Here is a 19101-nt window from a genome sequence, read left to right as displayed (position 1 = left end):
CCCCCGCACCAAAAAACCGCGCGAGGCTGGATGTGGCCGGCGGCAGCCGAAACCCAGCCCCTCCGGCGTTTGAGGAGCGGGGGTCCGGGGGCTGGCCCCCGGGAACGGCGCCGCGCAGGGCATCGGGTTCCGGGACCGGCCAGGTCAGTGGCGCCGCGCAGGGCATCGGGTTCCGGGACCGGCCAGGTCAGCCGCGTAGGCGGCGCCACAGGGGTGGGGCCGCGCTGATGAGGAGGGTGAGGGCCACTGCCAGGGCCACGCCCTTCCAGGGTTCCGCGAAGAGGGAGCCGCCGACGATGCCGATCAGGCCGTAGGTCGCCGCCCAGGCCAGGCAGGCGGGGCCGTCGCCGCGGGCGAAGCGGCGCAGGGGCAGCTCCGCGAGCAGGCAGGCCAGCATCACGGGGATGCGGCCGCCCGGGAGGAGGCGGGAGACGACCAGGACCAGGACGCCGTTCTCGTCCAGCTTGCGCTGCGCCTGGGCGAGGCGTTCCGGGGTCGCCCGCCTCCGCAGGGCCTCCAGCCAGCGCGATCCGTTCCGGGAGCGGACTCCGCGCCGGCCCAGCCAGTACAGGGCCATGTCACCGGCGAACGCGGCCAGCGAGGACACCCCGAACACCAGCAGCAGTCCGAAGGGCAGGGAGTCCTGGTGGAACGCCACCACCGCCGCCGTGCTGACCAGCGCGCCCGTCGGAATCACCGGCACCAGCGCGCCCAGTGCCACCAGGACGAAGAGGGTCGGATAGCCGATCGCCTGCTGGGTGGACTCCGGCGGGACCTGCGCGGCCGACTCCGCGAACTGCCACAGCCCCCTCACGGCAGCCGTACCCGTTCACCGTGCGCGGGCAGCCGGACCGTCACCTTCGGCGCCTCCCTGCGCGCACACCGTACGAACTCCTCGCCCGGCGCGTGGAACTCGTGCGGCCGCACCGCGTCCATCCCGATCGGCCAGTACGTGCCCCAGTGCACCGGTACCGCGGCCGCCGGCGCCAGCAGGGCCAGGGCCCGCGCCGCACCCGCCGCGTCCAGGTGCCCGGGGCCCAGGTTGGGCCCCCAGCCGCCGACCGGCAGCAGGGCCACGTCCACCGGTCCGACCTCGTCGGCCATCGAGTCGAACAGGCCGGTGTCCCCGGCGAAGTAGGTCCGCGAGGAGCCCTCGATCACGTACCCGAGCGCGGGCGCCGTCCGCGGTCCGAACGGCAGCCGCCGCCCGTCGTGCCGCGCGCTGACCGCCCGGACCCGTACGCCGCCGCCCCGTACGCCGTCCCCGACGGTCACCGTGTCGCCCGGCGCCAGCTCCGTGACCACCAGGCCCCGCACCCCGGCCATCCGTGCCAGCCCCGGCACCGCGCCCGGCGCCCCGCGCGGCACCAGCAGCCGGGTCCCGCGCGCGAGGCGCGCCAGCGAGGGCAGGTGCAGGTGGTCGGCGTGCAGGTGCGAGACGAGCACCGCGTCGGCGACCGCCGCCTCCGGCGGGGGCAACGCCCCGCGACGGCGCCGCAGGTGCGCCAGACGGCGGGCGAAGAGCGGGTCCGTGAGCAGCCGGACACCGGAGTCCTCGACCGTGCACGTGGCATGGCCCCACCAAGTGATCTCCACCGGCCCCTGATCCCCTCCTCGTCCCGCTTGCCACCGGGTCCCGTCCGAGCCTAAAGGCTGCCCGCCGCAGCCGCTCGGAACCGGGGTGGCGGAACCGCGGAACCGGGCCTTCGGACCCCCTCCTCCCCGGCGGCGGATCGGAGTAGGGTCGGGCGGCATGGATGAGCTGCGCGTGGCCGCGATCGCCAGCCTGGCCCCGCTGGAGGATCTGGACACGGATCCCTTCGCCGTCGACACCCGGAGCCAGCACGCCATGTGCGCCCGCTGGGCGGCCGACCGGGGCTACGTCGTGACCCGCCAACTGTTCGTCTACGGGCTGCGCGCCGACCACTGCGGCCTGTGGAACGACGTCGACGCCGGCCGCGTCGACCTGTTCGTCACCGCCAACCACCGGGTGCTGACGCGCGCGCTGCGCTCCGTGGGGGAGTTCACCGCCGAATGCGCGCGGCGCGGCGTACGGCTGGAAACCGCCGGTCTCGAAGAGCCCCGCTACACCTCCGCGATGAAGGCCGAGGTGCACCGCCGGCTCTCCATGCCGACCGCCGGATACGACGGCACGTAGGCCGGGGGCGGAAAGGCCCGCCTCCAGGCCCTAGCGGCCGCCCCCTCCGTACGCACATCCGCCGCCCGTGTCATCCGACCGGGCGGGCGCCGTTGTGCGAGCCTGGACACCGTGGGGACGGGGGCTCGTCGGCGCGGTGCGGGCCACGGTGGTGAGGCGGGTCGGGCGTGTTGCGAGGCCGGTGGCGGAGTACGGGCGGCGCCCTGCTGCGGGTGGTCATCGTCTGGGCGGTGTCCACCCTCACGATGCTCGCCCTGGCCGGAATCCTCCCCGACTTCAGGCTCCAGGCGGGCGCGGGCGGCGACCGCGACAGCATCACGCAGATAGGCCTGACGGCAGCCATCGGCGCCGGTGCGTTCGGTCTGCTGAGCGCGCTGGTGTGGCCGGTTCTCGTACGGGCCCTGCTGCTCGTGCCGGCCCTGGTGCTCGGCCTGCTCGTCTTCTTCCTCAACGGCTCGCTGCTGCTGCTGGCGCTCAGCCTGATCCCGGCCGGCCGCGGCGAGGCGGACCCCGAGACGGCGGTGGTGGTCGCCGCCGTCATGTCCGCCGTCGCCTCCGCCACCTCCACGGCCCTCGCCGTACGGGACGACGAGGCCTACCGGCGCCGGCTCTACCGGCTCGCCGACCGCCGCCGGCGCCGCCAGCACCGCGAGGGCCTGCCCGGGGCCGACGAACGGGCCCCCGCGCTGGTGTTCCTCCAGCTCGACGGGGTCGGGTACGAGGTGCTGCGCCGCGCGGCCGGCAGCGGCCTGATGCCGACGGTGGCCGACTGGCTCGACCGCAGCCACCGCCTCGGCTCCTGGCACACCGACTGGTCCAGCCAGACCGGAGCGAGCCAGCTCGGCATCCTGCACGGCTCCAACTTCGACGTGCCGGCCTTCCGCTGGTACGAGAAGGAGACCGGCGAGGTGATGGTCTGCAACCGGCCCACCAGCGCCGCCGAGCTCCAGCGGCGGGCCGTCGAACGCACCGGGGACGGAGGCCTGCTCACCCTCGACGGGGCCAGCCGCGGCAACCTGTTCAGCGGCGGCGCCGGCCAACTGGCGCTCGTCCTGTCCGTCTCCGCCCGGCGCGGCCCGCAGAACCGGTCCCGCGCCGGGTACTTCGCGTACTTCTCCGACCCGGCCAACGCGGTCCGCACGGCGCTCTCCTTCGTCGCCGAGGTGGCCCGCGAGATCACCCAGTCGGTACGCGGACGCCTGCGCGGGGAGCGGCCACGGGTCGGGCGCGGCGGGCTGTACCCGCTGATCCGCGCCTTCGCGACGGTGGTGGAGCGCGATGTCGTGGTCGCCGCCGTGATCGGCGACATGCTGGCCGGCCGCGCCGCGGTCTACGCCGACCTGGTCGCCTACGACGAGGTCGCCCACCACTCGGGCCCGCGCTCCCGGGACACCGAGCAGGTGCTCGCCCGGCTCGACCGCAGCCTGGCGCTCCTCGCCCGGGTCGCCGAGCACGCGCCGCGGGAGTACCGGATCGTGCTGCTCTCGGACCACGGCCAGAGCCCGGGGGAGACCTTCCTGGGCCGGTACGGGCTCACCCTGAAGGATCTGGTCCGCGCGGGCTGCGGGCTCCCGGTGTCCCGGAAGGCCGGCCGCACGCACAGCGGGGCCGAGGCGCGGGCCGCCGTACGGGCGGCCCTGCACCGGCCCGTGGAGGAGACCGACGAGGAGGTGCGTCCCGGAGCGGGCCCGGACCCGGTGGTCCTGGCCTCGGGCAACCTCGGGCTGATCTCCTTCCCCGACCTGTCCGGACGGGCGTCCAGGGAACGGATCGAGCGTGCCCACCCGGCGCTGCTCTCCACCCTGGCGAACCATCCCGGCGTCGGGTTCCTGCTCGTCGACGGGACCGTCCTGGCGGCCGGCGGGGCCGAGGCCCGGCTGGACGAGCCGGGCGCGGTGGAGGCCCTGCTGGCCCCCTTCGGCCCGGGCGCTGCGCGGGCGGTCCGGCGCACCGACACCTTCCCGCACGTGGCGGACGTGATGGTGAACTCGGCCTACGACCCGGAGACCGGCGCGGTGCACGCCTTCGAGGAGCAGATCGGCTCGCACGGCGGCCTGGGCGGGGAACAGGGCCACCCCTTCCTGATGTGGCCGGTGGAGCTGTCCGATCCGGTGGACCGGCCGGACGGGGAGCTGGTGGGCGCGGAGGCGGTCCACCAGGTCCTGCGCCGCTGGCTCACCGAGGCGGACGGGCCCCAGATCCCCGTCCCCCCGGACCTCTCGGTCTCCTCGGGCACGGACCCGGCGCCCGCCCCGTAGACCCGGCGTACGGTGGGAACAGAGTCCACCAGGGGGGCTCCGAGGGGTCGCCATGTCCGCGATCAGCAAGAGCATCGACATAGACCGCAGTCCCGAGGACGTCTACGCGTACGTCACGGACCCCACGCACCTGCCGGAGTGGCAGGACAGCGCCGTCACCGCGGTGCCGATGGGAGACCTTCCCGTCCACGTGGGTTCGAAGGTCCTGGTCAGCCGCCGGATCGGCCGGCGCACGATCCCCACGACCCTGGAGGTCATGGCCATGGACCCGCCGAGGAGCTGGCACTTCCACGGAGTGCGGGGGCCGGTCCGCCCCGACGTACGGGGCCGCATCGAACCCCTCGACGGAGGAACCCGCTCGCGCGTCACCATCGCCGTCGACTTCGAGGGCCACGGCCTGGGCCGGGCGCTCGTGCCGCTCGCGGTCAAGCCCATGGTCCGCAAGGAGATGCCCCGCAGCGAGGAGAAGCTCAAGCACCTGCTGGAGCACTCCGCGGCCTGAGGCCCGGGGAGACCCCGGGGGAAAACCGGGTGCTCCGGGACATGTTGTGCGCCCACACTGGGCGCACCGCGCACCGCGTACCGCGCATCGCGTACCCGTACCCGGACCCCTAAGGACATCCCCACCCGTGCAGGCTGCCGTCACCGTCACCCCCGCCCAGCTCCCCGAACTGCTCCTCGGGCTCGCCACCGTGCGGCCCGTGTTCCTCTGGGGGGCGCCCGGCATCGGCAAGTCCTCGCTCGTGCGGAAGTTCGCCGACTCGCTGGGACTGGAGTGCGTGAGCCTGCTCGGCACCCAGCTCGCACCCGAGGACCTGATCGGCGTACCGCAGATCCGTGACGGGCGTTCGGTGTTCTGCCCGCCGGAGACGATCGCCCGGGACGAGCCGTACTGCCTGTTCCTGGACGAGCTCAACGCCGCCGGCCCGGACGTGCAGAAGGCCTTCTACTCCCTGATCCTCGACCGCCGGATCGGCTCCTACGAGCTGCCCGAGGGCTCCATCGTCATCGGCGCGGGCAACCGGGCCACCGACAACGCCCTGGCCCGCCCCATCGCCTCCGCGCTCGTCAACCGGCTCACCCACATCCACCTGAACGCCTCCGCCGGGGACTGGCTGGTCTGGGCCGGTGAGCACGGCATCCACCCGTGGGTCACCGACTACCTCACGGACCGGCCCGACCACCTGTGGTCGCAGCCGCCCAAGACGGAGGAGCCGTTCTCCACGCCGCGTTCCTGGCACATGCTCTCGGACGCCCTGCACTCCTTCGGGCCCGAGCTGGACGAGACCACCCTCAAGGTGATCGCCCACGGCACCCTCACCCCGGCGCACGCCGTCTCCTTCTGCGGCTACGCGAAGATCGTCCGCCACTCCTTCGGCATCGAGGCGATCATGAAGGGCGACGCGAACTGGCCCACCCGCCTCGCCGACCGCGACCTGCTCTACTACCTGGCCGACGCCTTCCGGGGCCGGCTGGTCAAGGAGCTGCCCGCACGGCGCGAGCACGTCTCGCCCGCCGTCCGGCAGACCGCGTACCGGGCCAAGTCCCTGCTGGTGCAGCTCGCCGAGATCTCCGTCGAGGTCGCCCAGACCGTCATAGCCGACGACGCCGACGGGCTGCCCGTGCTGCCCGCCTGGTTCCTCGTCGAGGCGGCCCGTGACATGCCGCGCCTGGTCGAGGCCCGCCGGTGAGCCGCACCACCCGCAAGAACACCGGCAACGCCAAGCCCGACCCCGCCGACCAGGCCTTCGCCGAGGGCCTCGCCCTGGTCAAGCGGAACCCGGCCCTCGCCGCCGTCTCCGCCACCATCTGCCGCCAGGCGAAGTGCCCGGCCACCCCCGCCGGAGGGCTGGCGGCCGTCGACTCCAACGGCACCGTCCACGTCCACCCCACCCGGCGCGCCACGCCCGGGGAATGGGCCTGGACGCTCGCCCACGCCCTGCTCCACCTCGGCTTCGGGCACGTCCCCGCCGCCAAGGAGGAGCAGCGCTCCCAGCCCGACCGCTTCTCCCTGGCCGCCCGCTGCGCCGTCGTCAACCGGTTCCTGGCGAGCTTCGCACCCGGCTGGACCCCGGACCGCCTGCCCGCCGAGCACCCCGGCGGCGACGAGGAGCTGCTCGCGGCCCGCTGGCGCCGCGACGGCATCCCCGCGGCCCACGAGCACTGCGGCACCGCCGCGGACCACCCCGACCAGATCCTGGTGACCTGGGGGGCGTGGAACACCGCCGTCCCCGACTGGGAGACCGCCTTCGCGCACGCCCTGACCCGCAGCGTCTCGGCCGCCATGGACGTGGCCGGCGGCCGCCGCGACCGGGTCACCGGGGAGCACGTACGGCTCCGCCCGTGGGACCGGGCCCTGAACTGGTTCGTCTCCTCGTACCCGCTGCTCGGGGGGCTCGCCGCCGGGCTGAAGATCGTCGCCGACGCCGAGCTGGCCCGGGCCCAGAACATCGACATCGCCGCCGTCAGCGCGAGCGCCGGGGAGATCTACGTCAACCCGCTGCGCAGCTTCACCGACGGGGAATGGCGGTTCATCCTGGCCCACGAGATGCTGCACGCCGCCCTGCGCCACGGGGAGCGCCGCGGCGCCCGCGACCCGTACCTGCACAACGTGGCCGCCGACTACGTGGTCAACGGCTGGCTCGTGGAGATGGACGTCGGCGAGATGCCCGAGGGGCTGCTGTACGACGCGGAGCTGCGGGACCTCTCCGTCGAGGAGGTCTACGACCGGATCACCACCGACCTGCGCCGCATGCGCCGCCTCGCCACCCTGCGCGGCAAGGGCCGGGGGGACATCCTGGGCGAGCCGCTGCCGCACCCGGCCAGCTGCCCGTACACGGACCTGGACGAATTCTACCGGCGCGGCCTGGTCCAGGGCTTCGACCTGCACGGGTACGGGGAGCGCGGACTGCTGCCCGCCGGGCTGATCCAGGAGATCCGGGCGCTGGCCCACCCGCCGGTGCCGTGGGACGCGGCGCTCGCCCGCTGGTTCGACGCGTACGTGCCGCGGCCCGTGGCCGTACGGTCCTACGCCCGACCGGCCCGCCGCCAGGCCTCCACCCCGGACATCCCGCGCGCGGGCCGGTACTTCCCGCTGGAGGAGACCGCCCGCTGCACCTTCGGGGTGGTCCTCGACACCTCGGCGTCGATGAACGCCGCCCTGCTCGGCAAGGCGCTCGGCGCCATCGCCTCGTACGCGGAAGCCCGCGACGTACCGGCCGCCCGCGTCGTGTTCTGCGACGCGGCGCCGTACGACGCGGGCTATCTGCCACCGACCGAGATCGCCGGACGGGTCCGGGTCCGGGGCCGCGGCGGCACGGTCCTGCAACCGGGCATCGACCTGCTGCACCGGGCGGAGGACTTCCCGCCCGGCGCCCCGGTCCTCGTGATCACGGACGGCCAGTGCGACACCCTGCGGATCCGGCGCGAGCACGCCTACCTGATCCCGCAGGGTGCCTCCCTGCCGTTCACGCCCCGGGGGCCGGTCTTCCGACTGACCTGACGGTTTAGTCGAGGTAGTCGCGCAGCACCTGCGAGCGCGACGGGTGACGGAGCTTCGACATGGTCTTCGACTCGATCTGGCGGATGCGCTCACGGGTGACCCCGTACACGCGGCCGATCTCGTCGAGGGTCTTCGGCTGGCCGTCGTTGAGGCCGTAGCGCATGGAGACCACGCCCGCCTCGCGCTCCGAGAGCGTGCCCAGGATGGACTGGAGCTGCTCCTGGAGGAAGGTGAAGGAGACCGCGTCGGCCGGTACGACCGCCTCGGAGTCCTCGATGAGGTCACCGAACTCGCTGTCGCCCTCCTCACCCAGCGGGGTGTGCAGGGAGATCGGCTCGCGGCCGTACTTCTGGACCTCGATGACCTTCTCGGGGGTCATGTCGAGTTCCTTGCCCAGCTCCTCCGGAGTGGGCTCCCGGCCGAGGTCCTGGAGCATCTGGCGCTGGACACGGGCCAGCTTGTTGATGATCTCGACCATGTGGACGGGGATGCGGATGGTGCGCGACTGGTCGGCCATGGCACGCGTGATCGCCTGCCGGATCCACCACGTGGCGTACGTGGAGAACTTGAAGCCCTTGGTGTAGTCGAACTTCTCCACGGCACGGATCAGACCGACGTTGCCCTCCTGGATCAGGTCCAGGAAGAGCATGCCGCGGCCCGTGTAGCGCTTGGCGAGGGAGACCACGAGGCGGAGGTTGGCCTCCAGCAGGTGGTTCTTGGCCCGGCGGCCGTCCTCGACGAGGATCTCCAGCTCGCGCTTGAACGCGGGCTTGTGGTCCTCCTCCTCTTCGAGCTTGTACTCGGAGAAGAGACCGGCCTCGATGCGCTTGGCGAGCTCCACCTCCTGCTCGGCGTTGAGCAGCGGCACCTTGCCGATGAGCTTGAGGTAGTCCTTGACGGGGTCGGCGGTGGCGCCGGCGACCATGACGGTCTGGGCCGGGGCGTCGTCCTCGTCGTCGTCGGACAGGACGAAGCCGGCGCTGCCGCCCGTCTTGGGCGTCTCCTTCTCGTCGCCCTCGTCGAGGTCCTCGGCAGCCCAGTCCTCGCCCTCGGAGACGGCGGCCTCGGCCTCGTCGCCGTCCTTGGCGGTCTTCTTGGTGGCGGCCGTCTTCTTCACGGCGGTCTTCTTCACGGCGGTCTTCTTGACCGCACGCTTCTTCGGCGCGGCGGCGGCCTCTGCCGCCACCTCCTCCTCGGTCCCGGAGGCCGACGGGTCGGATATCGCCGCGGCGGTGGCGGGGGCCGCCGTTTTGCGCGCACCGATGAGGCGCGGCGGTGCGGCGGCCTTCTTGGCGACGCGCGCCGGGGCGGCGGCCGCCTTGCGCGCCTTCTTGGCGGGAGCCTTCGTGGCGGGGGCGGCGCTGACGTGCAGCGCGACGCCCTCCTCGTCCAGGACCTGGTTCAGGCTGCGCAGGACCCGCTTCCACTGGTCCACCGGGATGCGGCCGGCCTCGAAGGCCTGGCGCACGTCATCACCGTTGATGTGACCCTGCTCGCGGCCACGCTCGACAAGCGCGACCAGGGCCTCGGATTCGGCGATCTCCGTGGGGAACGTACGGGACGGGCTGAGCGACACAAGGAGCCTCTCGTTGCGAACAGATAAGGGGTGGCGGGACATCATCGCGCGAACTCGGGAAACAGACCCGAGGGGGGTCTGTATTCCGGGCCGCACGAGGACACCTGTCGGTTCATCGCATGCCCGAGTAGATTCGTTACGCGCTGAATTGAGTGACCTGCGCCACGCTGTGACCGGGGGGCCGGTCGCGGGTGGTCGTGTCCGCCCTTTTTGTCAGCCCGTTTTGCGGGCCTCGATGAGAAAACGGGCGGTGTGTGCGACGAACGGGCCTTCGCGCTCGATCTGTTCGTGCAGCTCGCGCAGCCGGTCCCGATGCTGTCCGACCGTGAAGCCGGGCACCATCCAGATCACCTTCCTCAGAAAGTAGATCACGGCTCCGATGTCGTGGAACTCCGTCCGCAGCCGCTCGGAGCGCAGATCGACCACCTCCAGTCCCGCCTTCGTGGCCCCGGCGACCGCGTCGTCGGGGTGCCGGCCCCGCCGGACCTCTTCCGGCTGCGGGCCCAGGAAGTACTCCACGAGCTCGAAAACGCTCGCCGGGCCGACCTGCTGGGAGAAGTACGTGCCACCGGGCTTCAGCACCCGCGCGATCTCCTCCCACCAGACCGTCACCGGATGCCGGCTGGAGACGAACTCGAAGGCCCCGTCGCCGAACGGCAGCGGCGGCTCGTCGGCGTCCGCGACCACCACCGCGCCGATCGGATGCAGGCGCCTTGTCGCCCTATCGATGTTCGGCGGCCACGACTCGGTGGCCACCGTCAGCCGGGGCAGCGGCCCGGCTCCGGCGAGCACCTCGCCGCCGCCGGTCTGGATGTCCAGGGCGGAGCCGACCTGAGCCAGGTGCCGCGCCAGGAGCCGCTGATAGCCCCAGGAGGGGCGCTGCTCGGTGGCGCGGCCGTCGAGCCAGGAGAAGTCCCAGCCGTCCACGGAGACGGATTCCGCTTCCGCGACGAGATGGTCGAAGGTGCGCGTCATGTCTCGATCGTCCCAGGTCCGGGCCCGGTCATCCACCGGATTGCCGGGCGCGGGCCCGCCGGGGCCGCCGCCCGGCCCGGCGGAGGGTCGCCTACACTGGGCGGCGGGCCGTGACTGGCGTTCGGGTGGATCACCACCGGGGAGCGGCCCGGCGTACTCCCGCATTCGTACGCCGACTGCCGCGCGCCTGGGCGAACCGCGATCCCGCAGCGACGCTCAGGAGCCCCGATGACCATCCAGACCACTGCCACGACCGGTACGGCCCAGCTGATGGACGGCACCGCCCTCGCCCGCCGCATCTCGGAGCAGACCGCCGAGTACGCCGCGAAGATCACCGAGCGCACCGGTACCGCGCCCTGTCTGGCCACCGTGCTGGTCGGCGAGGACCCCGCGTCCGTCACCTACGTCCGCATGAAGCAGAACCGCTGCGCCAAGGCCGGGATCACCTCCCGCCACGTGGAGCTGCCGGCCGCGACGACCACCGAGGAGCTCGTCGCCACCCTGACGGCGCTCTCCGAGGACCCGGAGATCAGCGGCATCCTGCTCCAGCACCCGGTCCCGCACCACATCGACGAGCGCGCCGCCTTCGAGGCGATCGCCCCGGGCAAGGACGTCGACGGGGTCACCATGCACTCCTTCGCCGCCATGGGCTTCGGACTGCCCGGCTTCGTCTCCTGCACCCCCGGCGGCATCATGCGGCTGCTGGAGGCCTACGACGTGGACCTGACCGGCAAGCACGCCGTGGTCGTCGGCCGCAGCGCGATCCTGGGCAAGCCCGCCGGGATGCTGCTGCTGGAGCAGAACGCCACCGTCACCTACTGCCACTCGCGCACCGTGGACCTGCCGTCCATCGTGCGGCAGGCGGACGTGCTGGTCGCCGCCGTCGGCAAGGCCGAGTTCATCCGCGGCGAGGACATCAAGCCGGGCGCCGTGGTCCTGGACGCCGGCTACAACGAGGGCAACGTCGGCGACGTCCACTTCGAGTCGGCCGCCGCCCGCGCCTCGCTGATCACCCCGGTGCCGGGCGGCGTCGGCCCGATGACCATCGCGGTGCTGCTGGAGCAGACCGTGCAGGCCGCCGCCGCGCAGGCCGGTCTGGCCCTCGCGGACCTCTGAGACCTCTGGGACCTCTGAGACCTCTGACCCGCACCCCGCTCCCTCCCGTACGACGAACGCCCCGGGCCCTTCGGTCCGGGGCGTTCCGTTTCCCGCGGTAACGGGCCGAAAGGCCGATCCCGTTCCGGCGCGACAGGGCTCCAATGAATATGTGAAGCCTTCGATGGATATGCAGAAGCCCCCGGCGTCGGACGCAGCACCGGACGCGGCGGTGGCGGTGGGCGGGAAGCGCCACCCGCGCGGGCTCGCCACCCTCGTCCTCGCCGAGCTGTGGGAGCGTTTCAGCCTCTACGGCATGGTCGCCATCCTCGTGCACTTCCTCGCCGCCTCCCGCGGCCACGGCGGCATGGGGCTCCACGAGGGCACCGCGGAGGCCGTGGAAGGCGTCTACATGGCCATGATCTCGCTGCTGGCGCTGCCCGGCGGCTGGATCGCCGACCGGTTCCTCGGCGCCCGGCGGGCCGTCCTGTGGGGCGGCGTGGTCATCATGGCCGGGCACGTCCTGATGGCCGTCCCGAACCCGGTCTTCGTCTGGCCCGGCCTGGTCCTCATCGTCATCGGCACCGGCCTGCTCAAGCCGAACATCTCCGCGCTGGTCGGCCGGCTGTACGCCGCCGACGACGACCAGCGGCGCGACGCCGGCTACTCGATCTTCTACATGGGCATCAACCTCGGCGCCGTCATCGCCCCGCTCGTCGTCGGCTACCTCGGCGAGGAGGTCAACTGGCACCTCGGCTTCGGCGCCGCCGCCGTCGGCATGGCCCTCGGCCTGGTCCAGTACGTGGTCGGAGGCCGTCGCCTCTCGGAGCAGCTGCGCCCCGAGCCCGTGGTCCGGCTCACCGCCGCCGAGCGGACCAAGATCCGCAAGTCCTCCTCGTACGGCCTGGTCTTCACCGCCGTACTGATCGCCCTGCTGGCCGCCTCGCACGCGTTGAGCATCGACAACATCACCTTCCTGCTCACGATCGTCGCCGTGGTGGTCCCGGCGGGCGTGCTGCTCTCGATGTACCGCAGCCCCAAGATCGACCGGGTCGAGAAGACCCGGCTGCGGGCCTACGTCTGGCTCTTCCTGGCCGCCACGCTGTTCTGGCTGGTCTACGACCAGATGGGCAACGAGCTGAACCTGTTCGCCGCCCAGAAGACCGACCTGTCCCTGCTCGGCTGGCACATCCCGGCGAGCTGGACCCAGGCGCTGCCCTCGCTGTTCGTGATCATCCTGGCCCCCGTCTTCGCCGCCTTCTGGGTGCGCCGGGGCAAGCACATGAGCACCCCGTTCAAGTTCGGCCTCGCCCTGCTGCTGACCGGCGCCTCCTTCGTGGTCATGTCGGGCGCCGCGGCCATCGCCTCCAGCGGGGTCAAGGTCTCGCTGATGTGGCTGGTGGGCGTGTACGTGATCCAGGTGATGGGCGAGATGTGCCTGAGCCCGGTGGGCCTCTCGGTCACCACGAAGCTCGCCCCGCGGGCCTTCACCAACCAGATGATGGGCGTCTGGTTCCTCGCCGCCGCCACCGGCGACGCGATCGGCGCCCAGCTGCCCCGGCTCGACGCGGTCATCGGCCAGAGCTGGAACTTCCTGTGGCAGGGCGCCATGGTGATCGCGGCCGGCGCGGTGATGGTCTTCTTCACCAAGCGCCTCAAGGTCCTGACGGGCGAAGCCGCCGCGGCCCGCGAAGCGGTCGCAGCGGCGGCCTGACAGGGGGCGGGCCGAGGCGGGCCGGGACAGGCCCGGACGGGCCCGCCTCGGCCGTGAGGGCGGCCATGACCCCGGAGGTAATCGACCCGGTGGGGGATGCGGCGGCACAGTGGGGGCATCGGGTTCCGGGGCCGCGCACTCGGCTCCGGGGCCCGGGTCGTTCGTACTCCACCCGCGCAACCGACCCCCGACGGAGGCTGATCCGCCATGTCCGCAACCCTGCTCACCGCCGTAGCCCGTACCACCGTCCCCCGGACCGCGCTGCGCCGCTTCCTCGCCCTCGACTCCGTCGTCAGCACCGGCAACGGGCTCGCCTACGTCGCCTTCTCCGCGCCCCTCGGCCGGCTGCTCGGCGTCGGGCAGGGGATGCTGCTGGGACTCGGGGTGTTCCTGCTGCTCTACGGGGCGGGCGTCGGCCTGCTGGCCTCGCGGCGGGAGCCCCCGGTCTTCCCCGTCAAGATCGTCATCGAGGGCAACTGCGCCTGGGCCGCGCTCAGTCTCGTCTCCCTCGTCGTATGGTTCGCGCCCACCGCCGCCGGTGCGGTGTGGATCGCGGCGCAGGCGCTCGTCGTCGCCTCGTTCGCCCTCTTCCAGCAGCTCGCGCTGCGCGCGGGTGCGGGCTCAGGGCGCCAGTGACCGCAGGTACTTCACGGTCGCCGGGTCGGCCGGCAGGAGGGTCTCGATGGCCAGTTCGGCGACCGTCACGTCCATCGGGGTGTTGAAGGTGGAGATCGAGGACACGAAGGAGAGCAGGTGCCCGTCGTGCTCGATCCGCAGGGGGAGCGCGAGGTACGCGACGGGCCCGTCCGGCTCGTCCCCGTCCGGCGAGGGCTCCCGTTCCGGTCCCGCCGTCGCGGGCAGCGGGTAGGCCGAGACCTCCTCGTACAGCGCCCGCAGCGGCGCCGAACGGGCCAGGGCGATCTGCCGCTCCATCTGGGCCAGCAGGTGTCCGCGCCACTCGCGCAGGTTGCGGATCCGGGGGGCGAGGCCCTCCGGGTGCAGGGTCAGCCGCATCGCGTTGAGGGGACCGGCCAGCAGGTGCTCCGGCAGCCCCTCCATCAGCATCATGACGCCCCGGTTGGCGGCCACCACCTCGTACGTGGCGTCCACCACCAGTGCCGGATACGGCTCGTAGCCGGTCAGCAGCCGTTCCAGCCCCTCGCGCAGCACCTCCATCGAGGGGTCGCCCAGCGGGGTGTGGGCGTACCGGGGTGCGTAACCGGCGGCCAGCAGAAGGGCGTTGCGGTCCCGGACCGGGACCTCCAGCCGGTCGGCGAGCCGCAGCACCATCTCCTCGCTCGGCCGGGACCGGCCCGTCTCCACGAAGCTGATGTGCCGGGAGGAGGAGTCGGCGCGGCCCGCCAGCTCCAGCTGGCTGAGCCCGCGCCGCTCCCGCCAGGTGCGCAGCAGGGCGCCCACCGTCAAGGGCGCAGCAGTCGTCATACGGTGACGTTAGCCCAACCGGGGGAGCGCGGTCCGTCAGCCCACCACGATGGTCGTGGAAGGCGCGCAAGCACCCGCACGCACCACGGCGCGAAACCTTCCCCCCGGCCCGAGCTGTGGGAACCTTGACCCCACGTCAGGTCAATCGGGCAGACGCGTACGTCGCGTACGTCGTGTACGGGGAAGGAGCCTGCGGATGTCGAGAGAGCCGCTTTCGCAGAAGGAGATCGAGGACCGGCTGCGGGAACTCCCCGGCTGGGCCTTCGAGGACGACCGCATCATCCGCACCTACCGGCTGGGCAGCCACTTCGCGGCGAGCGCGCTGGTCAGCCATATCGCCAGCGTGCAGCAGGAGTTGAACCACCACTCGGACCTCACCCTCGGCTACAACACGGTCCGCCTCTCCGTGAACACCCACGACGCCGGCGACTCCGTCACCGACGCCGACTTCGCCCTCGCCGAGCGCGTCGAATCCCTGGCCCCCGCCCACGGCGCCGCCTGAACACCGGAAGCACACACCTGATGCCCACGCCGCCGCGACCGCTCCTCGACTACGACGCCGAAGCCGAGGCCTACGACGCCACGCGCGGCGGGGTCCCGCGCGCCGAGGCCGCCGCCGCGGCGGTCCTCGGCCTGCTCCCGCCGGACACCGGCACCCTGCTCGACCTCGGCTGCGGCACGGGGATCGTCACCACCCGCATCGCCGCCGGCCGCCCCGGGCTGCACGTCCTCGGCGCGGACACCTCCTCCGGGATGGCCGCCATGGCACGCTCCCGGGGGATCCCGGTGGTCCTCGCCTCCGGGACCCGGCTCCCGTTCCGCACGGGCTCGCTCGACGCGCTCGCCGCGGTCTGGCTGCTGCACCTGCTGCGCTCGCCCGGCCTGGTGGCCGCCGTGATCGCCGAGGCCGGTCGGGTGCTGCGGCCCGGCGGGGCGTTCGTCACCACCGTCGACAAGGACGCCGCCCACGACGTGGGCAGCGATATCGACGCGGTGCTCGCCGAGCACCTCACCGCCACCCCCGCCGACTCCGCCGAGGCCGTCACCGGCCACGCGGCCGCGGTGGGCCTGCACCCCGCCGGCGAAGCCCTCTTCACCGGCCACGGCCAGGGCCGCACCCCGCACGGGGCCGCCGCCGCACTGCTCGCCGGACGGTACGCCTCGCGGGTCCACCCGCGCGGGATCACCCCGCGCGAACTCGCGGACCGGCTGGAACTCCTGCCCGGACCGGACACCCCGCGCGCGGAGCCGACGTACCGGCTGCACGCCTTCGTACGGGCCTGACCGACGGGGCGGGGGGAGGAGGGGCGACGGCCCGCTTCCAGCCCCGCCCCGCCGCCCTCAGACGGGCTCCAGGCGCCACCACTGCGCCGGGGCATCGGTGTCCTCGCACTGCCGGGCCAGGCCCTCCGCGTCCGCCTCCAGCGGCAGCCCGCTGATGGCGGCGATCAGCGAGACCACGCCGGGGTCCGCGAGGGGCTCCTCGACGACCCACTCCTGCGCGCCGAAGGCGTTGGCCTTCCACACCTGGACCCGGGTGCCGCTCTCGGTCGAGGCGTTCGCGACGTCGAGCCGCTTGCCGTTGTGGAGGCTGACCAGGTGGAAGATCCCGCCGCCGCTGTGCACCGGCGTGATCTCCCACTGCCGGGCCGCGGCCGGCTCGCCGTCCGGCCCGACCCGGACCCGGTTGCCGCTCTCGACCTGCAGCAGCAGCCCGCTCGCGGCATTGCGGATCCGGTACGTGCCGTCGGGCGCCCTCGTCCCGCTCACCGGCTCGCTCACCGGCGGCTCAGTAGTCGAACTCGGCCGGGTCGGGCCCGATCCGGCGGCCCGCCCCATCCGCGCCGATCGCGTCCAGCGCGGCCACGTCCCCGGCGTCCAGCTCGAAGCCGAAGACGTCGAGGTTCTCCCGGATCCGCGCCGGGGTCACGGACTTCGGGATCACCACGTTGCCCAGCTGGAGGTGCCAGCGCAGGACCACCTGCGCGGCCGAGCGGCCGTGCTTGGCGGCGATCGCGGTCACGGCGGGCAGGGTGAGCAGGTCCTTGCCCTGGCCGAGCGGGGACCAGGCCTCTGTGGCGATGCCCAGGCGCGCGTGCAGGGCGCGCAGCTCGGTCTGGGGGAGCAGCGGGTGCAGCTCGATCTGGTTCACGGCCGGGACCAGGGAGCTCTCGGCGCCGAGCCGTTCCAGGTCGGCGGGGCGGAAGTTGGACACGCCGACGGCCTTGGCGCGGCCGCTCGCCGCGATCTCCTCGAAGGTCTTCCAGATGGCGAGGAAGTCGTCGCGCATCGGGCGCGGCCAGTGGATCAGGTACAGGTCGATCTCGTCGAGGCCCAGCTTGGCGAGCGAGGCGTCGAACTCGCGCAGCACGTTGTCCCGGCCCCAGGTCTCGGACTTCCCGTTCCACAGCTTCGTGGTGACGAAGAGCTCCTCGCGCGGCACCCCGGCGGAGGCGATGGCCTTGCCGGTGCCCTCCTCGTTGCCGTAGATGGCGGCCGTGTCGATGCTGCGGTAGCCCGCCTCCAGAGCGGTCCGGACGGCCTGCTCCGCCTCGTCGTCCGGAACCTGCCAGACGCCGTAGCCGAGCTGGGGCATGAGCGTGCCGTTGTTGAGCTTGATGCCGGGGACCTGGTTCACGTCGGTCGTTCCCTCTGGTCGTCGCTGGTGCTGTACGACCGGCGACAACCGGGCCCCTGCGTGGCCTATTCCCGCCGTACGGGTGAATTCATACGGCGGAAACAGGACGGGAACGGGAACAGGAACGGGAACAGGAACGGGCCCGTGGCGCTACGTCCCCGGCTACGCCCCCAGGTACGCCTCCCGGACCAGCGCGTCGGCCCGTACCTCGGCGGCCGTGCCCTCGGCGAGGACGGCGCCCAGGTCCAGGACGACCACCCGGGTGCAGAGGTCCATCACGAAGGCCACGTTGTGCTCGACCAGCAGCACCGCGCAGCCCTCCTCCGCGGCGAGCCGGCGCACGACCGCCGCCAGCTGCTCGCGTTCGGGCGCGGACATGCCCGACGCGGGCTCGTCCAGCAGCAGCACCCGGGGCGGATCGGCCACGGCGCGGGCCAGCTCGACCATCCGGGCCCGTCCCACCGGCAGCCCCCCGGCGTACGAGTCCCCGAGCGCGCCGATGCCGCAGTCCGCCAGCACCCGCGCGGCCCGCTCCCGGCGCTCCCGCTCGCGGCGGCGCCGGGTGGGCGAGCCGACCAGATCGGCGGCGAGGCCCCCGCCCCCGCCCCGCCACTCCTGCGCGACCAGGACGTTGTCGGCCACGCTGAGCTGCCCGAACAACTGCTGGCGCTGGAAGGTCCGGCGCATCCCGTGCCGGGCCCGCCAGACGGGGGAGCGCCGCGTGACGTCCACCCCGTCGAGCAGCATCCGGCCCTGGTCGGGCCGGCGGATCCCGGACAGCACGTCGAACAGGGTGGTCTTCCCGGCCCCGTTCGGCCCGATCAGCCCGCACACCTCGCCGGCCCGGATCCCGAGGTCCACGCCCGTCAGCGCCCGGACCCCGCCGAACCGGACACTGACGCCGCGGGCCTCCAGTACGTACGGCCCCGCGTACGGGGCTTCGCCCGTGCTCATGTCGCCATCCCCAGGTAGGCCTCGGTCAGCCGGTCCGCCTCCACCTCGGAGCGGGGGCCGCACCAGGAGACCCGGCCCTGCGCGAGGTAGGCGACGGTGTCGGCGATCCCGAGGATCTCGGCCGCCTTCTCCTCCACCAGCAGCAGCGCGGTACCCGCGGCGCGGAGCTCCGTGAGCAGCCCGTACACCTCGTCCACCACGCGCGGGGCGAGCCCGAGGGAGGGCTCGTCCGCGATCAGCACCCCCGGCGGCCGCTGCAACAGCGGGGCGAGCGCCAGCATCTGCTGCTCCCCGCCGGACAACGACCCGGCGGCGACCGTGCGGCGCTCGCGCAGCCGGGGGAACCGGTCGTAGACGGTGTCGCGTTCGTCCGCCTCCCTCAGGTACAGCGCCAGATTCTCCTCGATGCTGAGCGAGGGGAAGATCCCCCGCCCCTCGGGGGCGAGCAGCACCCCGGCCCGGGACCGGCCCACGGCGCCGTCACGGGTGGCGTCCCGCCCGGCCACGTGTACGGTCCCGCCGACCACGGGCAGCGCCCCGGCCGCCACCCGGCAGGCGGTGCTCTTCCCGGCCCCGTTGGGCCCGAGCACGGCAAGGATCTCCCCGCGCCGCACGACGAGGTCGACCCCGTGCAGCACGAGCCCCCCGTCGTACCCGGCGGTGACACCACGCAACTCCAGCGCGGGCGGCTCCGCGAACGGCTCCGCCGGTCGCGCCGGGGTGAGCCCGGCTGCGCGCACTGGCCTAGATCCAGCCCCTCCGGCTTTTGAGGAGCGGGGGTCCGGGGG

General features: G+C 73.2%; 19 protein-coding genes and 1 riboswitch. Of the genes, 10 read left to right on the top strand and 9 right to left on the bottom strand.

Going from position 1 to position 19101, the window contains the following annotated elements; translation table 11 throughout:
* Positions 1-187: 187 nt before the first annotated feature.
* Both ACFWNV_RS34100 and ACFWNV_RS34095 read right to left on the bottom strand, forming a co-directional pair.
* Positions 188-805 (bottom strand): DedA family protein, encoded by a 618-nt coding sequence (locus tag ACFWNV_RS34100; RefSeq protein ID WP_383954585.1) that lies wholly within the window; start codon positions 803-805, stop codon positions 188-190.
* 5 nt (positions 806-810) lie between these two features.
* Entirely contained in the window at positions 811-1596 is a 786-nt protein-coding gene (locus ACFWNV_RS34095; protein ID WP_383954583.1) for an MBL fold metallo-hydrolase, read from the bottom strand.
* 157 nt (positions 1597-1753) lie between these two features.
* On the opposite strand from ACFWNV_RS34095, the gene ACFWNV_RS34090 reads away from it, so the two are divergent.
* From ACFWNV_RS34090 to ACFWNV_RS34070, 5 genes are all read left to right on the top strand, one after another.
* Entirely contained in the window at positions 1754-2158 is a 405-nt protein-coding gene (locus tag ACFWNV_RS34090) for a hypothetical protein (protein WP_383954581.1), read from the top strand.
* Between the two features lie 167 nt (positions 2159-2325).
* On the top strand, positions 2326-4416 hold the full coding sequence (locus tag ACFWNV_RS34085) for a phage holin family protein (protein WP_383954579.1): 2091 nt from the start codon (positions 2326-2328) through the stop codon (positions 4414-4416).
* Positions 4417-4468: 52 nt separating this feature from the next.
* On the top strand, positions 4469-4918 hold the full coding sequence (locus tag ACFWNV_RS34080) for an SRPBCC family protein (protein WP_383954577.1): 450 nt from the start codon (positions 4469-4471) through the stop codon (positions 4916-4918).
* Positions 4919-5045: 127 nt separating this feature from the next.
* The gene (locus ACFWNV_RS34075) at positions 5046-6107 is read left to right on the top strand and encodes an ATP-binding protein (protein WP_383954575.1); all 1062 of its coding nucleotides are present in this window, start codon (positions 5046-5048) and stop codon (positions 6105-6107) included.
* The gene (locus tag ACFWNV_RS34070) at positions 6104-7918 is read left to right on the top strand and encodes a hypothetical protein (protein ID WP_383954573.1); all 1815 of its coding nucleotides are present in this window, start codon (positions 6104-6106) and stop codon (positions 7916-7918) included. Before ACFWNV_RS34075 ends, ACFWNV_RS34070 begins: the two co-directional genes overlap by 4 nt.
* A 4-nt stretch (positions 7919-7922) precedes the next feature.
* Here the strand turns inward: ACFWNV_RS34070 and ACFWNV_RS34065 are convergent, their stop codons facing one another.
* Positions 7923-9494 (bottom strand): RNA polymerase sigma factor, encoded by a 1572-nt coding sequence (locus ACFWNV_RS34065; protein ID WP_383954571.1) that lies wholly within the window; start codon positions 9492-9494, stop codon positions 7923-7925.
* Positions 9495-9707: 213 nt separating this feature from the next.
* A complete protein-coding gene (locus ACFWNV_RS34060) occupies positions 9708-10469 on the bottom strand; it encodes a class I SAM-dependent methyltransferase (RefSeq protein WP_383954569.1) in 762 nt (253 codons plus the stop codon).
* 100 nt (positions 10470-10569) lie between these two features.
* Positions 10570-10669, top strand: a riboswitch (ZMP/ZTP riboswitch).
* 28 nt (positions 10670-10697) lie between these two features.
* Between ACFWNV_RS34060 and ACFWNV_RS34055 the strand changes: the two genes are divergently transcribed.
* The 3 genes from ACFWNV_RS34055 to ACFWNV_RS34045 all read left to right on the top strand — a co-directional run bounded on the left by ACFWNV_RS34055 (position 10698) and on the right by ACFWNV_RS34045 (position 13914).
* Entirely contained in the window at positions 10698-11585 is an 888-nt protein-coding gene (locus ACFWNV_RS34055; RefSeq protein ID WP_383954567.1) for a bifunctional 5,10-methylenetetrahydrofolate dehydrogenase/5,10-methenyltetrahydrofolate cyclohydrolase, read from the top strand.
* A 163-nt stretch (positions 11586-11748) separates the two neighbouring features.
* Positions 11749-13278, top strand: coding sequence for a peptide MFS transporter (locus ACFWNV_RS34050; protein WP_383954565.1), 1530 nt, complete (start codon positions 11749-11751; stop codon positions 13276-13278).
* 207 nt (positions 13279-13485) lie between these two features.
* Positions 13486-13914, top strand: a complete 429-nt coding sequence (locus tag ACFWNV_RS34045; RefSeq protein WP_383954564.1) for a hypothetical protein — start codon at positions 13486-13488, stop codon at positions 13912-13914.
* On the opposite strand, the gene ACFWNV_RS34040 is transcribed toward ACFWNV_RS34045, so the two are convergent.
* The gene (locus ACFWNV_RS34040) at positions 13900-14721 is read right to left on the bottom strand and encodes a helix-turn-helix domain-containing protein (RefSeq protein ID WP_383954562.1); all 822 of its coding nucleotides are present in this window, start codon (positions 14719-14721) and stop codon (positions 13900-13902) included. The two genes, ACFWNV_RS34045 and ACFWNV_RS34040, sit on opposite strands and share 15 nt — an antisense overlap.
* A 196-nt stretch (positions 14722-14917) precedes the next feature.
* Between ACFWNV_RS34040 and ACFWNV_RS34035 the strand changes: the two genes are divergently transcribed.
* Positions 14918-15223, top strand: coding sequence for a 4a-hydroxytetrahydrobiopterin dehydratase (locus ACFWNV_RS34035; protein WP_383954560.1), 306 nt, complete (start codon positions 14918-14920; stop codon positions 15221-15223).
* A 20-nt stretch (positions 15224-15243) separates the two neighbouring features.
* Positions 15244-16005, top strand: coding sequence for a class I SAM-dependent methyltransferase (locus ACFWNV_RS34030; protein WP_383954558.1), 762 nt, complete (start codon positions 15244-15246; stop codon positions 16003-16005).
* Positions 16006-16062: 57 nt separating this feature from the next.
* Here ACFWNV_RS34030 and ACFWNV_RS34025 read toward each other — a convergent pair whose 3' ends face one another.
* The 4 genes from ACFWNV_RS34025 to ACFWNV_RS34010 all read right to left on the bottom strand — a co-directional run bounded on the left by ACFWNV_RS34025 (position 16063) and on the right by ACFWNV_RS34010 (position 19053).
* Positions 16063-16503: an RICIN domain-containing protein gene (locus tag ACFWNV_RS34025; RefSeq protein WP_383954556.1), complete on the bottom strand. Its 441-nt coding sequence runs from the start codon at positions 16501-16503 to the stop codon at positions 16063-16065.
* Positions 16504-16510: 7 nt separating this feature from the next.
* Positions 16511-17359 (bottom strand): aldo/keto reductase, encoded by an 849-nt coding sequence (locus ACFWNV_RS34020; protein ID WP_383954554.1) that lies wholly within the window; start codon positions 17357-17359, stop codon positions 16511-16513.
* Positions 17360-17521: 162 nt separating this feature from the next.
* On the bottom strand, positions 17522-18313 hold the full coding sequence (locus ACFWNV_RS34015) for an ABC transporter ATP-binding protein (RefSeq protein ID WP_383954552.1): 792 nt from the start codon (positions 18311-18313) through the stop codon (positions 17522-17524).
* The gene (locus ACFWNV_RS34010; protein ID WP_383954550.1) at positions 18310-19053 is read right to left on the bottom strand and encodes an ABC transporter ATP-binding protein; all 744 of its coding nucleotides are present in this window, start codon (positions 19051-19053) and stop codon (positions 18310-18312) included. Before ACFWNV_RS34010 ends, ACFWNV_RS34015 begins: the two co-directional genes overlap by 4 nt.
* Positions 19054-19101 lie beyond the last annotated feature (48 nt).

Origin of the sequence: Streptomyces sp. NPDC058401, from assembly GCF_042722885.1 — a bacterium.
Classification (GTDB): Bacteria; Actinomycetota; Actinomycetes; order Streptomycetales; family Streptomycetaceae; genus Streptomyces.
This window is presented reverse-complemented; position numbering and strand designations above follow the sequence as displayed.

Coding starts and splice junctions, on each gene's coding strand:
- ACFWNV_RS34060 (WP_383954569.1), bottom strand. CDS start 10,469: ATGACGCGCACCTTCGACCATCTCGTCGCGGAAGCGGAATCCGTCTCC.
- ACFWNV_RS34015 (WP_383954552.1), bottom strand. CDS start 18,313: ATGAGCACGGGCGAAGCCCCGTACGCGGGGCCGTACGTACTGGAGGCC.
- ACFWNV_RS34040 (WP_383954562.1), bottom strand. CDS start 14,721: ATGACGACTGCTGCGCCCTTGACGGTGGGCGCCCTGCTGCGCACCTGG.
- ACFWNV_RS34050 (WP_383954565.1), top strand. CDS start 11,749: ATGGATATGCAGAAGCCCCCGGCGTCGGACGCAGCACCGGACGCGGCG.
- ACFWNV_RS34030 (WP_383954558.1), top strand. CDS start 15,244: ATGCCCACGCCGCCGCGACCGCTCCTCGACTACGACGCCGAAGCCGAG.
- ACFWNV_RS34045 (WP_383954564.1), top strand. CDS start 13,486: ATGTCCGCAACCCTGCTCACCGCCGTAGCCCGTACCACCGTCCCCCGG.
- ACFWNV_RS34055 (WP_383954567.1), top strand. CDS start 10,698: ATGACCATCCAGACCACTGCCACGACCGGTACGGCCCAGCTGATGGAC.
- ACFWNV_RS34035 (WP_383954560.1), top strand. CDS start 14,918: ATGTCGAGAGAGCCGCTTTCGCAGAAGGAGATCGAGGACCGGCTGCGG.
- ACFWNV_RS34080 (WP_383954577.1), top strand. CDS start 4,469: ATGTCCGCGATCAGCAAGAGCATCGACATAGACCGCAGTCCCGAGGAC.
- ACFWNV_RS34090 (WP_383954581.1), top strand. CDS start 1,754: ATGGATGAGCTGCGCGTGGCCGCGATCGCCAGCCTGGCCCCGCTGGAG.